Below are 13,095 nucleotides of genomic sequence, written 5' to 3' on the forward strand. Positions count from 1 at the left end.
GGGGCTCTCGCGCGCAAGGGTTGTCGTTCATCGGCCCCTCGGGGCCGTGGATGCGGTCAGGCCGCCAGGCCGACCGGTGTCCTGCCGAACTCGACGAAGCCGGGCAGGGCCTCGATCCGTGCGAGCCAGGCGCGCACGTTCGGATAGGCCTGCAGGTCGACGTTGCCTTCGGGCGCGCGGGCGATGTAGCTGTACAGCGCCACGTCCGCCACGGTGGGCTTCTCGGCGACGATGAAGCTGCGGCCCGCGAGCTGCGCCTCGATCACCGCCAGGATCGCGTGCGCACGGCCGATGACTTCCTCCGGCCTGAAGCCGGCGCCGAACACGGTGATGAGCCGCGCGGCGGCAGGCCCGTAGGCGATCTGCCCGGCGGCCACGCTCAGCCACTTCTGCACCGCCGCCGAGGCGACCGGGTCCTGCGGCAGCCAGTCGTCCCGGCCCAGCTTCTTCGCGAGGTAGACGAGGATGGCGTTCGAGTCGGTCACGATGGTGCCGTCGTCGTCGAGCACCGGCACCTGCCCGAAGGGGTTCAGCGCGAGGAACTCGGGCTTCTTGTGCGCGCCGGCGGCGAGGTCGACCTCGACCAGGTCGTGCTTCACGCCGGCAAGGCTGAGGAACAGGCGTGCGCGGTGCGAGTGGCCGGAAAGAGGATGGTGGTAGAGCTTCATGAAAGATTCCTTGATGGTGTGCCGGACGGGTGATGCCCCGTCCGTGGAGCCGATGCTCCCTCGTATCGCCCGCCTCTAGAATCCCTGCCGGCTGCAAGTCACCATTCTCGAAACATCAACAAACACACCGGACCGGGCATGCAGGCGCCGCGGCCCGCAACGGCGCAAGAGGCTCATCGATGGATCGGATACAGGCCATGGCGGCATTCCTGGCGGTCGTCGAGACCGGCGGCTTCGCGTCCGCCGCGCGCCGGCTCAACGTCTCGCCCTCGGTCGTCACGCGCGCCGTCGGCGAGCTCGAGGAACGCCTGGGCGTGCGCCTGCTCACGCGCACCACGCGCTTCGTCCGGGTCACCGAGGCGGGAACGACCTATGCGGACAACTGCCGCCGCATCCTGGCCGACATCGAGGAGGCTGAGGGCACGGCGGCGGGCGCGCATGCCGCGCCCAAGGGCCTGCTCACCGTGACCTCGTCGTCGAATTTCGGCCGCATGTACGTCGCGCCGATCGTGCGCCGCTACCTGGCGCAGTTCCCCAAGGTCGACGTCAACTGCTGGTTCATCGACCGCATGGTCAACCTCGTGGACGAAGGCGTGGACGTGGCGGTTCGGCTCGGCGAACTGCCCGACTCCTCACTGCAGGCGGTCCGGGTCGGTCGGGTGCGGCAAGTGCTGTGCGCGTCGCCGGACTACCTGCGGCAGCACGGCGCGCCGCAGCGCCCCGAGGATCTCTTGCAGCACGTCACCATCTTCGCCACCGGCATCACGCCGGCACCCGACTGGCGTTTTCGCGACGGCGGCAAGCCCGTGACGATCCGCCTGCAGCCCCGGCTCAGCACCACGACGAACGAGGCCGCGGCCGAGTCCGCCGCCGCCGGCTTGGGCATCACGCGTCTGCCGCTCTACCAGGTTGCGCAGGCTGTGCGCGAAGGCACCCTCGTGCTGCTGCTGGAAGACTTCGAGCGCACCGCCATGCCCATCCACGTGGTGCACCGCGAAGGCCGCCATGCGACGCACAGGGTGCGTGCCTTCATCGACATGGCTGTCGAAGCGTTGCGGGACGACCCCAACCTGCAGTAACGCGCGCCCCACCGGCACGAAGCAGCGACAGCAGCGACAGCAGGCGTTCCAGCAGCGCGCGCGCCGCGTTGCCGGCTTCTTCGTGGCCGGACGCATGGGCCCGCGCCCACACTTCGTTGCCACCGATGTCCTGAGGAACCTCGTCGTAGAAAGGTGACGGCAGCATCGTGCGCTCCGCGTTCGTTTCGAAGCCCCGACTATGGAAGCGCACCGGCGCGGTGTGAACCGGCGTGCCGCGCAATTCATTCCTGCGGATTCCGCTGCAATCGGCAAGCCCCGGCTCAGGTGCCCGAAGGAAAGGTCTCCGGCGCGTCGAACTGGCGCGCGGCAGGTCCACATGAAAGCAATGGCTCTGGCGTTCGGTCTGCGGCCGGTAGATCACGCCGATGGCGCGCTGCAGCCTGCGCGTGGCGTGCAGCCCGCCGGCATGAAGGCTGCCGGCCGCGGGGTACATCACCGATGTCGGAACGGGCACGCAGCCGCTGTCGGGCCCATCTCACGCGCACGCCGCGGGCCAGCCCACACACCCGATGCATGAAGCAAGCCTTCCTGCAACCGTTGCAGGCGTTGCGCGAAGCCCCGACAGGTACCGCGAGTGCCCCATCGGCGCCAGCTCATGCAGCCGGATGACGCCCGCGCAGGCGCCGGTACGCATTGAAGTGCCTGATGGCCAACTGCTTCTCGCCGACCTCCGCATAGAGCAGCGCGGCGTTCTGGTGCGCGTCGGCCAGGGCCGGATCGAGCGCCATGCTGCGTTCGTAGGCCGCCAACGCCTCGTGCGAGCGGCCCAGGTTGTCGAGCGCGACCGCATGGTTGTAGTGCATGAGCGGCTCGTCGGGGCACCGCCGCACCCCTTGGTCGTACAGCGCGGCCGCATCGTCGCACCTGTCCGATTCACACAGCAGGAATCCGAGGTTCAGGTAAGCGGGCGCGAAGCGGTCGTCCAGGCGGATCGCCTCGCGATAGGCAGCCTCCGCCGCTGCCGGCTGGTCCTGCTCGAGCGACTCAGCCAGCGAGAAGCGCTCCTGCGCACTGGCCGGAGACAGGAGACGAACGCCTCCTTGCGGCGTGCCGATGGCAAGGTCGAGCACCATCTGCCCGGTGTCCGGCTCCCACCGGCGCTCGCCCTGCTGGACCGCGACCCGGCTGCCCGCGGCAACGACGCGCAACCCGTCGGATGGCGGCGTCCGCGGCAGCGTGCGCCGCAGGGCCGACAGCGACCTCAGGATCTGCCGCACCGGAATGCGCGCTGCGTGCAGGTTGTGTGCCGAACGCAGCACCACCATGTCCTGGAAGGAGAACAGGTAGGCATTGCGCGCGCCCCGCGCCGGCGTGACGAAGCCGAGCTGCACCAGCCTGCGCACCGCATGGCGCGACAGTCCGAGCAGGCGGTTCACGCTTTCAAGCGTGTAGCGGTGGAGATCGCGATGCGCTTCGCTCTCGTTCGGTGGTGATGGCCGTGCACGCATGTCGTTCGACCTTGCAGGGGGTGATGCACAGCTTGCCAGCAGTGCCGGCTGCGCTCAGGCGGCCTTTCTTTCCTTGTCGGCGGCCGTGGTCTTGCGTGCGGACCGGGTTGCGGACTTTGCCGCCGCCTTGCGCGCGGGCGCCTTCTTCTTGGCGCCCGCCTTCGAAGCGCCTCCGCCCTTCAGGCTGCGCTTGAGCAGTTCGGTCAGGTCGATCACCTCGGCGCTTTCGCTCGGTGCTTCTTCCTCGGGCTCGATCACGGTCTCGGTGTCGCCGGCCTTCACCTTCCTGTCGACGATCTTCATCACCGCGTGCTTGAATTCGTCCTTGAAGTCGCCGGGCGACCACTTGCCCGACATGTCCTTCACCAGCTGCTCGGCCATCTTCATCTCGGCGCTCGTGATGCGGGCGCCCTTCACACCGGCCGCGGGAAGGTCGAGCCCCTCGAGCGGCTTCACCTCGTCGCCCCATCGCATGAGGTTGAGCACCAGCGCCTGCCCGGAAGGCACCAGCACCGCCAGGTGCTGCTTGGTCGCGATCACCACCTTGGCCAGGCCGACCTTGCCGGTCTTGACCAGCACCTCGCGCAGCAGCGCGTAGACCTTCTGGCCCTTGTTGATCGGCGCCACATAGTAAGGCCGCTCGAGGTAGACGAACGGGATCTCGTCGGCATCGATGAAGCGCTGGATCTCGATCGTCTGCGTTGTGCGCGGGTAGACGGCCTCGATCTCGTCGGGCGAGATGACGACGTACTTGCCGTCCTCGTACTCGACGCCCTTCACGATGTTGTCCTTGTCGATCTCCTTGCCGGTGCGCTTGTTGATGCGCTTGTAGCCCACCGGGTCCATGCTGCGCTTGTCGAGCCAGTCGAAATCCACGCCCTGCTCGATGCTCGCGGTGTGCAGCCCGACCGGGATGTGCACCAGCCCGAAGGTGATCGCGCCTTTCCAGAGTGTCCTGCCTGCAGCCATGAGCGGCTCCTTCGTATGTGGTTTGCGTTGCCGTACGGGTGCCTAGCCGCCGTTCAACCGATCAGCCCGAAGCCGAATGCGGTGCGTCGGCCAGGGGTCGCGGCCTTGCCGTCCTGTGCGCGCCGGCTGCCGCGTGCGGCCGGCGCATCGTCGTTGTCCTCGTCCTCGTGCTGCAACCCGTCCTCCTGCGCCGCGCGCGGGCCCGCATCGAGGTCGTCGACCAGCGCCTGCAGCGCCAGAAGCCCCAAGGCCATGGCCTTCCGGTAACTGTCCACGGGCCGTTTCGCGCGGTCCAGCGGGGTCCACGACTCGGACGATGGCGACAGTGCCTCGTTCAGCACCCACTCGAACTTGCCGGGCCGCGGCTCGTCCACGTGGACGGCGATGCGGCGCAGAGAAAGACGGGCGGTGCGCTTCATGGCGATGTGGAGCGTGGTGCGTGGATGGACATCGGGCGGCTGCCACCTTAAGTCCGTCGTGCGTCCTGCGCTGTAGGAACGGGCCGCGCCGCACCGCCCAGTCGTACTGCAAGGCGCGCTGCATCGCGTGGCGCGTGCACATTCATGTCGTTGTCGAAATAGCAGAAGACGTCGCGCATGCCTCGCCTTGCCGGCCTGTCCGACGCCAGGTGTGCGCCCGGCACCTGCCGGCCGTGGCGCCACGCCGACCGCCCACAATACTGCCTCGCACCACGAGAGCCTCCCTTGAGCCCGCTTGAAAACATCCAACGCCAGCTGAATGCCTTCTACGAATCCGCGCTGGCCGAGGCCGGATTTCTTCCGGAGCATCTCGAGCAACTCTCCCTGCCGCACCTGCTCTGCATCTCGCAGGAATATCTGGACGCACCGCTGAAGGTGATGTTCGTCGGCAAGGAAACGAACGGCTGGTACGGGCGCCTGCGCGATTACTACGCAGGCAAGGCAACCATCGCCGACCTGCTGGGACGCTATCGACAGCAAATGGACGTGACGGGCGGGCAAGGCGCGTTCCTCAAGTCGCTCGACCACATCGCGCTCGAACTGGCAGGAGGAACGCGGAAGTCGATTGTCTGGGCGAACCTGATGAAGATGGACTGGCCTCGGGGCCGCAGCGACAGCCGCAACTCGATCGACCATTCCGCGCAGTTGCGCGAGTTCTCCTGCAGGGTCCTGCGCTACGAGGTCGATCTTCTCAAGCCCGACGTCATCCTGTTCGGCAGCGGGCACGGGTACGACCGCGCCATCAAGGCGGCTTTCCCGGTGCGCAGCGACAGCCTGCGACTGGTACCAAGGGCTCTCTGGCGTTTCGATATCGGCGGGATCGCCTGCTTTCGCCTGCGTCACCCGCAGGCTCGACCTGTCGCTGGAAAGTTCGAGCCGACACTGCTTTACTACGAGCGCGCAATCGGTCTGCTGAAAGATCGCTTTGCGCACCGCTTCACTGCCAATCCCTCAACGAATCCGCCACGCGATCTGCTCGACGGCGACACCGCGGGCCGTCACGCGTCATGCGATGAAGGCTGCGGCCAGCACGGGCACGTCGAGCCGGCCGAGCCGCTGACCCGGTAACCGCTGTCCCGTCCCGTCGGCAGGCTAGCGGCACATGCTGTATCCGCCGGTCTCCAGATGAAAGTGGTCGCGGTGTGCGGCGTTGTAGTCCGGACCCAGCACCCCGTCGAAGAATCGGCAGGCGCCGGCATGCGCATCGCGCAGCAATCCGGCGGCCTCGCCGCCTGGCGTCGGGGCATCGGCGCGCGGCCAGTCGCGCGACACGGTGATGCGCCGGCCGTCTGCCAGCACGAGGCCCGACACGTCGAGTGCGTCGGCGGTCGCATGCCGGCTTCGCGACGCGCCCGGTGTCGCGCCCTCGCCGCGATTGATGTTGCGGCACGCGTAGCTGCCCAGGTGCTCGACCGCGGCCACCGGCTGGCCGAAGCGTTGCCGGGCGGCCGGCTGTAGCGAATGCGTCTCCCACATGAAGAACGACAGCGCCATCGGGCAGCTCAGCGAAGGCGCCGGGCTCAGGCGCACGCCGGCGTCGCGCAGCCGCACCGCGTTCTCGAAGCCGCAGCCCTCGCCGGTCGCACGGTCGGGCAGCCGGTCGTACTGCATGCCGGTGCGCGCGAGTGCCGCCAGGCACAGTGCCGGCTCGCGGCGCGCCCGTGCGAGCCTGAAGCCCGTCAGCCAATCGGGCGGCGCTGCAGCATCGAGCGGCGCCCAGGGGTTCCAGCGTTCGGAAATCCCGATCGCGCCGGTGTGGACGGCCCAGGCGCCCGCTGCGAGCGCGACGCACAGCGCCAGGCCGGTACCGCGCCTCAACACCTCAGGCGGGCGGCCGGTCGAGGAAATCGTCCCGCGGCCCGTCGGTGTCCCCGAGCTGCGGCACCAGGTAGTCCGTCAGGATGCCGGCCAGGTTGGTGCTGCGCACGAGCAGGCCGACGACCATGCCCACCGACAGCAGCCGCCATGGCTTCACCAGAACCACCAGCGAGCCCACGCCCGCGGCGCCGGCCATCAGCTTGGCCGGGTGCCTGGCGGCGTATTCCTGCAGGAAGGGCGTGCCCAGCTCCACAGCGGTACTGAGATGGCTGCGGCGCCACCAGCGCCCCAGCACGCTGCGTTCGACCTTGGCTTCCACTTTCCCGACAAAGCTGCCGAGGCCTTCGGAAGCGGGGGCGTCGGCATGCGCGGCGCTGCGGCTGCGTGCCTTCGCAATGCGAACGAGCTGCGGGCCGGATGGCGCGCCGGTGCTGCGGTAGCCCATCGCCGCCAGCAGCGCAGCGCGCGACAGTGCCAGCCTTTCCTCCGGGCTGGGGACATCCGTCATGGCCAGCGGCACCCGGAGCGGTCGAACGCCAGCAGCAGGCCCGCCAGCAGGGCACCGCCGGCAGCAGCCAGCAACACCGACTTCACCGGGTCGGCCGCAATGCGTTTCGAGCAGGCGGCATGCCACTCGGCGGCCCGGTCCTCGAAGCTCATGATCTTCCGGCCGGTCTGGTTGACCGCATTGCGTGCATAAGCCTTGTCCGCGTTCGCGTCGTCGGCTGCAGCCTCGTCGGCGCCAGCGGTCGGCCGGGAGGGATGGTTGGAGATTTCTGCGTCGTCTGCCATCAAGGTCCTTCAAAAAAATAAACAACTGATCATGAAGCGACCATTGGCGAAAACAAGCCTGCGTTGCACTGTCGGGCCACGCATGAAGTTCGTGTAGGCCGAGGCAGCGTCGGCAAGGCGCTCGCGCAGGCTTGACATTGCCCGACGAATCCCGATCTGATGAAGCCGTGCACGTCAGCGCCCCCACCCCCTCGCCCTCTTCCACCCCGCCGTGGCGCACTGGTTCTCCCGGACCTTCGCCGGGCCCACGTCCGCCCAGGCAGAAGCCTGGCCGGCGGTCCGCAGCGGGCGCGACACGCTGGTGGCCGCACCCACCGGTTCGGGCAAGACGCTCACCGCCTTCATGGCGGCGCTGGACGACCTGTTCCGTCGCGGCCTTTCGCCGGAAGGGTTACCGGATGAAACGGTCGTGGTGTATGTGTCGCCGCTGAAGGCGCTGTCGAACGACATCCGGCTCAACCTCGATGCGCCGCTCGCCGGCATCCGCGCCGAGCTTGCGACGCTCGGTCTGCCGGACGTCGAGATCCGCACCGCCGTGCGCACCGGCGACACGCCGCAGCGCGAGCGCCAGCAGAGCCTGCGGCGCCCGCCGCACATCCTGGTGACCACGCCGGAGTCGCTCTACGTGCTGCTGGGTTCGGCGTCGGGCCGCAAGATGCTCTCGACCGTGCGCAGCGTGATCGTCGACGAGATCCACGCGATCGCCGCGAGCAAGCGCGGCAGCCACCTGGCGCTGTCGCTGGAGCGGCTGCAGGCGCTGTGCGAGGTGCATGGCGGCACGCGGCCGGTGCGCATCGGCCTGTCGGCCACCCAGAAGCCCATCGACGAAGTGGCGCGCTTCCTGGTGGGTGCGGGGGCGCTGCGGTCCGACGGCACGGCCGAGTGCGCCATCGTCGACATCGGCTACGCCAAGCAGCGCGACCTGGCGCTCGAGCTTCCGCCGACGCCGCTCGAAGCGGTGATGTCGAACGACCAGTGGACGCAGGTGTACGCGCGCGTGGCGGAGCTGGTGTGGCTGCACAAGACCACGCTGGTGTTCGTCAACACCCGCCGCATGGCGGAGCGCGCGGCGCGGCACCTGGGCGACATCCTCGGCAAGGAGGCGGTGGCCGCGCACCACGGCAGCCTGTCGAAGGAAACCCGGCTCGACGCCGAGCAGCGGCTCAAGCGCGGCGAACTCAAGGTGCTGGTGGCCACCGCCTCGCTGGAACTCGGCCTCGACATCGGCGACGTCGACCTGGTGTGCCAGCTCGGATCGCCGCGCGCCATCGCCACCTTCCTGCAGCGCGCAGGCCGCTCGGGGCATGCCGTGGGCGGCGTGCCGAAGGCACGGCTCTTCGCGCAGTCGCGCGACGAGCTGGTCGAGTGCGCGGCCCTGCTCGACTGCATCCGGCGCGGCGAACTCGACGCGCTTCGCGTTCTGCCCGCGCCGCTGGACGTGCTGGCGCAGCAGATCGTGGCCGAGACGGCCTGCCGCGAATGGCATGAAGACGAACTCTTCGCGCTGGTGCGCCGCGCCTGGCCCTATGCGCAACTCACGCACGAGCGCTTCATGGAAGTGGTGCGCATGGTGGCCGAAGGCTTCACCACGCGCCAGGGCCAGCGCGCAGGCTACGTGCACCGCGACGCGGTGAACCACCTGCTGCGCGAACGCAAGGGCGCGCGCATGACGGCGCTGACCTCCGGCGGCACCATTCCCGAAACCGGCGACTACACCGTGATGCTCGAGCCGCAGGCGGACAGGATCGGCACGGTCAACGAGGACTTCGCGGTGGAGAGCCTGGCCGGCGACGTGTTCCAGCTGGGCAACACCAGCTACCGCATCCTGAAGATCGAGCCGGGCCGCGTGCGCGTGGAAGACGCGCACGGTGCGGCTCCCAACATCCCGTTCTGGCTCGGCGAGGCGCCGGGCCGCAGCGACGAGCTGTCGTCCGGCGTGGCACGCCTGCGCGAGGACGTGGCGCAGGCGCTGAAGGAGGGCGGCCGCGATGCCGCGACGGCGCTGCTCACGGCAGGCATCGGTCTCGACGCCGAGGCCGCGCGCCAGATCGTCGAGCATCTCGCGCATGCGCACGCGGTGCTCGGCGCGCTGCCGACGCAGCGCACGCTGGTCATGGAGCGCTTCTTCGACGCCTCGGGCGGCATGCAGCTGGTGATCCATTCGCCCTTCGGCAGCCGGCTCAACCGCGCGTGGGGCCTGGCGCTGCGCAAGCGCTTCTGCCGCACCTTCAACTTCGAGCTGCAGGCGGCGGCCACCGAAGATGCGATCGTGCTGTCGCTGTCCACCAGCCACAGCTTCGCGCTCGACGAAGTGGCGCGCTACCTGCATTCGGCCTCGGCGCTGCACGTGCTGGTGCAGGCCCTGCTCGATGCGCCGCTGTTCGGCGTGCGCTGGCGCTGGAATGCCACCACCGCGCTCGCGCTGCCGCGCTTCAGCGGCGGGCGCAAGGTGGCACCGCAACTGCAGCGCATGCGCTCCGAAGACCTGCTCGCGGCGGTGTTCCCCGACCAGGTGGCGTGCGCCGAGAACATCGCCGGCGAGCGCGAGGTGCCGGAACATCCGCTGGTGGCGCAGACGCTCGACGACTGCCTGCACGACGCGATGGACGCCGACGGCTGGCTCGCGCTGCTGCGGCGCATGGAGGCCGGCGAGGTGAAGGTGATCGCGCGCGATCTTCCCGCGCCGTCGCCGCTCGCCATGGAGGCGCTCAGCGCGCGCCCCTATGCGTTCCTCGACGATGCGCCGCTGGAAGAGCGCCGCACGCAGGCCGTGCAGAACCGCCGTTACACCGACCCCGAGAGCGCGGACGACATCGGGCAACTCGATGCCGACGCCATTGCCAGCGTGCGCGAGGAAGCCTGGCCGCAGCCGCGCAGCGCCGACGAGATGCACGAGGCGCTGGGCATGCTCGGCGCGGTGAGCGACGAGGAGGTTGCGCCGCAGCCCGACTGGAAGAAATGGCTCGCGGCTTTGGCGAAGGCCGGGCGCGCCACGCGACTGCCGCTCGATGACCGGGCCCGGGGCCGCAAGGCCGCAGGCGGCCTGTGGGTGGCCGCCGAACGGTTGCCGCTGCTGCAGGCCGTCTTTCCCGACACGCCGCTGCAGCCGGTCGTCGCCGCACCTGCCGATGCCGAGCGCCCGGCCGACCGCGACGCCGCGCTGCGCGAACTGCTGCGCTCCCGGCTGGGCGGCCTCGGCCCGGTCACCGTGGCGCAACTGGCCGCGCCGCTGCGCCTGTCCGTTGCCGATGCCGAGGGCGCGCTGGTCGCCTTGCAGACCGAAGGCAGCGTGCTGCGCGGACGCTTCACGCCCGGCACGGCAGAGATCGAATGGTGCGAGCGCCACTTGCTGGCGCGCATCCACCGCTACACGCTCAAGCGGCTGCGGCACGAGATCGAGCCGGTCGAGCCGCGCGACTTCGTGCGCTTTCTCTTCGAGTGGCAGCACATCGGCCCGGCCGCGCGCGTGCGCGGGCCCGAGGCGCTTGCGGGCATCCTGTCGCAGCTCGAAGGCTACGAGGCGCCGGCGCCGCTGTGGGAGGCCGAACTGCTGCCCGCGCGCGTGACCGACTACGCCGGCGCCTGGCTCGACGACCTGTGCACCGCGGGACGCGTGCTGTGGACCCGGCTGCGGCCCCATGCCGCCGAGGGACGCAAGGGCGCGGGCAGCCTGTCGCTGCGTGCCACGCCGGTCGTGCTGCTGCCGCGCCGCAGTGCCGCGCTGTGGACCGCGCTAGCGCCGCCGCCGGCCGACGACGACAGCCTCGGCTCGCGCGCCGGGCGCGTGGCCGCGCACCTGGCGCAGCACGGCGCCTGCTTCTTCGACGAGATCGCGCAGGGCACGCGCCTGCTGCCGGTCGAGATCGAGGAGGCACTGACCGAACTCGTGGCCAAGGGCCGCGCCCGCTGCGACAGCTATGCCGGACTGCGCGCGCTGCTGGTACCGGCATCGAAGCGCGCCTCGGCCGACACGCGGCGCCGCCGTCGCACCCCGCTCTTCGGCATCGAGGACGCGGGCCGCTGGACGCTGGTGCGACCGCCGGCTTCGGCCGCGGCGAAACCGGCGGATACGCCCGACACCATCGAACAGGTCGTGCATGTGCTGCTGCGCCGCTACGGCGTGATCTGCTGGCGCTTGCTGGAGCGCGAGGCCGCATGGCTGCCACCGTGGCGCGACCTGGTGCGCATATGCCGGCGGCTCGAGGCGCGCGGCGAGATCCGCGGCGGCCGCTTCATTGCGGGTGTATCGGGCGAGCAGTTCGCGCTGCCGGAGGCGGTCGCGTCGATGCGGCAGGTGCGCCGGCAGCCGGGCGACGGCGCGCTGGTCACGCTGGCGGCCAGTGACCCGGCCAACCTGCTCGGCACCATCGTGCACGGCCCCAGGGTGCCGCGCGTGGCGGGCTCGCGTGTGCTCTACCGCGACGGCCTGCCGATCGCGACCAGCATCGCAGGCGAGATCGCATTGCTCGTGACGCTCGACGCCGCCGGCGAGCAGGCGGCGCGCCGCGCGCTGTCGCTGGACGCACCGCTGCGGATGTTCGAGCTGGCGCCGTAGCGGCGCTCCTTCGCTTCATTCCGGCGACCCGGCACCGGCAGGATCGCCGACGATCGGCGAGGCTCGGGAACGTCTCCGGCCGTCGCGTAACAGCCCCTGCCGTCCGTGCCCGCTCGCGATGAAAGCGCGGCCCCGTCGCCTGAAGGCCGCGCTGCAAGGCCGCTGCTCGCGCAGCCGGCCTACTGCGTCGATCCCGCGCGAACGGGCAGCTTCCAGTCGGGCCGGATGAAGTGGCAGGTGTAGCCGTTGGGAATGCGCTCCAGGTAGTCCTGGTGCTCCGGCTCGGCCTGCCAGAAGGCACCTGCCGGCGCGAGCTCGGTGACCACCTTGGCGGGCCAGAGGCCCGAGGCGTCCACGTCGGCGATGGTGTCCTCGGCCACGCGCTTCTGCTCGTCGCTCGTGTAGAAGATGGCCGAGCGGTAGCTCAGGCCCACGTCGTTGCCCTGGCGGTTGCGCGTGCTCGGATCATGGATCTGGAAGAAGAACTCGAGCAGCTTGCGGTAGCTGATCTTCGCCGGGTCGAACACGATCTCGATGGCTTCGGCGTGCGTGCCGTGGTTGCGATAGGTGGCATTGGGCACGTCGCCGCCCGAGTAGCCCACACGCGTGGAGATCACGCCGTCGTACTTGCGGATGAGGTCCTGCATGCCCCAGAAGCAGCCGCCGGCCAGGATTGCGGTTTCTTGAGTCACTTGATGTCCTCCACTTGGTCGATGTAGGCGCCATAGCCTTGCGCGGCCATGTCGTCGCGGTGAATGAAACGCAGCGATGCGGAGTTGATGCAGTAGCGCAGTCCGCCGCGGTCCGAAGGGCCGTCGGGGAAGACGTGGCCCAGGTGGCTGTCGCCGTGCGCCGAGCGCACCTCGGTGCGGATCATGCCGTGCGAAGTGTCGCGCAGCTCGTTGACATGCGCCGGCACGATCGGCTTGGTGAAGCTGGGCCAGCCGCAGCCCGATTCGAACTTGTCGGACGACGCGAACAGCGGCTCGCCGGAGACGATGTCGACGTAGATGCCGGGCTCCTCGTTGTCGAGGTACTCGCCGGTTCCGGGGCGCTCGGTTGCGCCTTCCTGCGTCACGAGGAACTGTTCCCGGGACAGTGCGGCAATGGCTTCGGGCGTCTTGCGGTAGTCGGGCATGCGGTTTTCTCCTTTTGAACCGGTGGAGGGAGTGTCGAACGTTGGGATCTTCGGGAAAAAGACAAGCCCGCAGGGTCTGTCGGCCTTTGCGGCCGGGGCATGCCCGCGCCTTGCGACGCGAGGTCGAC

At 69.6% G+C, this 13,095-nt stretch carries 13 protein-coding genes; 3 read left to right on the plus strand and 10 right to left on the minus strand.

What is annotated here, in order from left to right; genetic code table 11:
* Positions 1-56 precede the first annotated feature (56 nt).
* A complete protein-coding gene (locus AACL56_RS28150) occupies positions 57-668 on the minus strand; it encodes a glutathione S-transferase family protein (RefSeq protein ID WP_339093284.1) in 612 nt (203 codons plus the stop codon).
* 179 nt (positions 669-847) lie between these two features.
* Between AACL56_RS28150 and AACL56_RS28155 the strand changes: the two genes are divergently transcribed.
* Positions 848-1,747, plus strand: coding sequence for a LysR family transcriptional regulator (locus AACL56_RS28155; protein WP_339093285.1), 900 nt, complete (start codon positions 848-850; stop codon positions 1,745-1,747).
* Here the strand turns inward: AACL56_RS28155 and AACL56_RS28160 are convergent.
* The 4 genes from AACL56_RS28160 to AACL56_RS28175 form a co-directional block, all read right to left on the minus strand.
* Positions 1,698-2,201: a hypothetical protein gene (locus tag AACL56_RS28160; RefSeq protein WP_339093286.1), complete on the minus strand. Its 504-nt coding sequence runs from the start codon at positions 2,199-2,201 to the stop codon at positions 1,698-1,700. The two genes, AACL56_RS28155 and AACL56_RS28160, sit on opposite strands and share 50 nt — an antisense overlap.
* A gap of 160 nt (positions 2,202-2,361) precedes the next feature.
* Entirely contained in the window at positions 2,362-3,216 is an 855-nt protein-coding gene (locus AACL56_RS28165) for a tetratricopeptide repeat protein (protein ID WP_339093287.1), read from the minus strand.
* A 54-nt stretch (positions 3,217-3,270) separates the two neighbouring features.
* Positions 3,271-4,185 (minus strand): Ku protein, encoded by a 915-nt coding sequence (locus AACL56_RS28170; RefSeq protein ID WP_339093288.1) that lies wholly within the window; start codon positions 4,183-4,185, stop codon positions 3,271-3,273.
* Positions 4,186-4,238: 53 nt separating this feature from the next.
* On the minus strand, positions 4,239-4,604 hold the full coding sequence (locus AACL56_RS28175; protein ID WP_339093289.1) for a hypothetical protein: 366 nt from the start codon (positions 4,602-4,604) through the stop codon (positions 4,239-4,241).
* A 285-nt stretch (positions 4,605-4,889) separates the two neighbouring features.
* Between AACL56_RS28175 and AACL56_RS28180 the strand changes: the two genes are divergently transcribed.
* Complete coding sequence (locus AACL56_RS28180; protein WP_339093290.1) at positions 4,890-5,732, plus strand: hypothetical protein; 843 nt, start codon at positions 4,890-4,892, stop codon at positions 5,730-5,732.
* A 24-nt stretch (positions 5,733-5,756) separates the two neighbouring features.
* Here AACL56_RS28180 and AACL56_RS28185 read toward each other — a convergent pair whose 3' ends face one another.
* Genes AACL56_RS28185 through AACL56_RS28195 form a run of 3 tightly spaced genes read right to left on the minus strand, consistent with a single transcriptional unit; the run spans position 5,757 to position 7,274 of the window.
* Complete coding sequence (locus AACL56_RS28185) at positions 5,757-6,485, minus strand: extensin family protein (RefSeq protein ID WP_425337086.1); 729 nt, start codon at positions 6,483-6,485, stop codon at positions 5,757-5,759.
* Between the two features lies 1 nt (position 6,486).
* On the minus strand, positions 6,487-6,990 hold the full coding sequence (locus AACL56_RS28190; RefSeq protein ID WP_339093292.1) for a hypothetical protein: 504 nt from the start codon (positions 6,988-6,990) through the stop codon (positions 6,487-6,489).
* Entirely contained in the window at positions 6,987-7,274 is a 288-nt protein-coding gene (locus AACL56_RS28195) for a hypothetical protein (RefSeq protein WP_339093293.1), read from the minus strand. Before AACL56_RS28195 ends, AACL56_RS28190 begins: the two co-directional genes overlap by 4 nt.
* Positions 7,275-7,485: 211 nt before the next feature.
* Between AACL56_RS28195 and AACL56_RS28200 the strand changes: the two genes are divergently transcribed.
* On the plus strand, positions 7,486-11,829 hold the full coding sequence (locus AACL56_RS28200; RefSeq protein WP_339093294.1) for a DEAD/DEAH box helicase: 4,344 nt from the start codon (positions 7,486-7,488) through the stop codon (positions 11,827-11,829).
* A gap of 179 nt (positions 11,830-12,008) precedes the next feature.
* On the opposite strand, the gene msrA is transcribed toward AACL56_RS28200, so the two are convergent.
* Both msrA and msrB read right to left on the minus strand, forming a co-directional pair.
* The gene (gene msrA / locus AACL56_RS28205; RefSeq protein ID WP_339093296.1) at positions 12,009-12,521 is read right to left on the minus strand and encodes a peptide-methionine (S)-S-oxide reductase MsrA; all 513 of its coding nucleotides are present in this window, start codon (positions 12,519-12,521) and stop codon (positions 12,009-12,011) included.
* The gene (gene msrB, locus AACL56_RS28210) at positions 12,518-12,967 is read right to left on the minus strand and encodes a peptide-methionine (R)-S-oxide reductase MsrB (RefSeq protein WP_339093298.1); all 450 of its coding nucleotides are present in this window, start codon (positions 12,965-12,967) and stop codon (positions 12,518-12,520) included. Before msrB ends, msrA begins: the two co-directional genes overlap by 4 nt.
* Between the last annotated feature and the right edge of the window lie 128 nt (positions 12,968-13,095).

The sequence above is a fragment of the Variovorax paradoxus genome, from assembly GCF_902712855.1.
Classification (GTDB): Bacteria; Pseudomonadota; Gammaproteobacteria; order Burkholderiales; family Burkholderiaceae_C; genus Variovorax; species Variovorax paradoxus_Q.

Excerpts from the sequence above, each read along its gene's own strand:
- AACL56_RS28150 (WP_339093284.1), bottom strand. The coding sequence starts at position 668 with ATGAAGCTCTACCACCATCCTCTTTCCGGCCACTCGCACCGCGCACGC.
- AACL56_RS28155 (WP_339093285.1), top strand. The coding sequence starts at position 848 with ATGGATCGGATACAGGCCATGGCGGCATTCCTGGCGGTCGTCGAGACC.
- AACL56_RS28160 (WP_339093286.1), bottom strand. The coding sequence starts at position 2,201 with ATGTACCCCGCGGCCGGCAGCCTTCATGCCGGCGGGCTGCACGCCACG.
- AACL56_RS28165 (WP_339093287.1), bottom strand. The coding sequence starts at position 3,216 with ATGCGTGCACGGCCATCACCACCGAACGAGAGCGAAGCGCATCGCGAT.
- AACL56_RS28170 (WP_339093288.1), bottom strand. The coding sequence starts at position 4,185 with ATGGCTGCAGGCAGGACACTCTGGAAAGGCGCGATCACCTTCGGGCTG.
- AACL56_RS28175 (WP_339093289.1), bottom strand. The coding sequence starts at position 4,604 with ATGAAGCGCACCGCCCGTCTTTCTCTGCGCCGCATCGCCGTCCACGTG.
- AACL56_RS28190 (WP_339093292.1), bottom strand. The coding sequence starts at position 6,990 with ATGACGGATGTCCCCAGCCCGGAGGAAAGGCTGGCACTGTCGCGCGCT.
- AACL56_RS28195 (WP_339093293.1), bottom strand. The coding sequence starts at position 7,274 with ATGGCAGACGACGCAGAAATCTCCAACCATCCCTCCCGGCCGACCGCT.
- msrB (WP_339093298.1), bottom strand. The coding sequence starts at position 12,967 with ATGCCCGACTACCGCAAGACGCCCGAAGCCATTGCCGCACTGTCCCGG.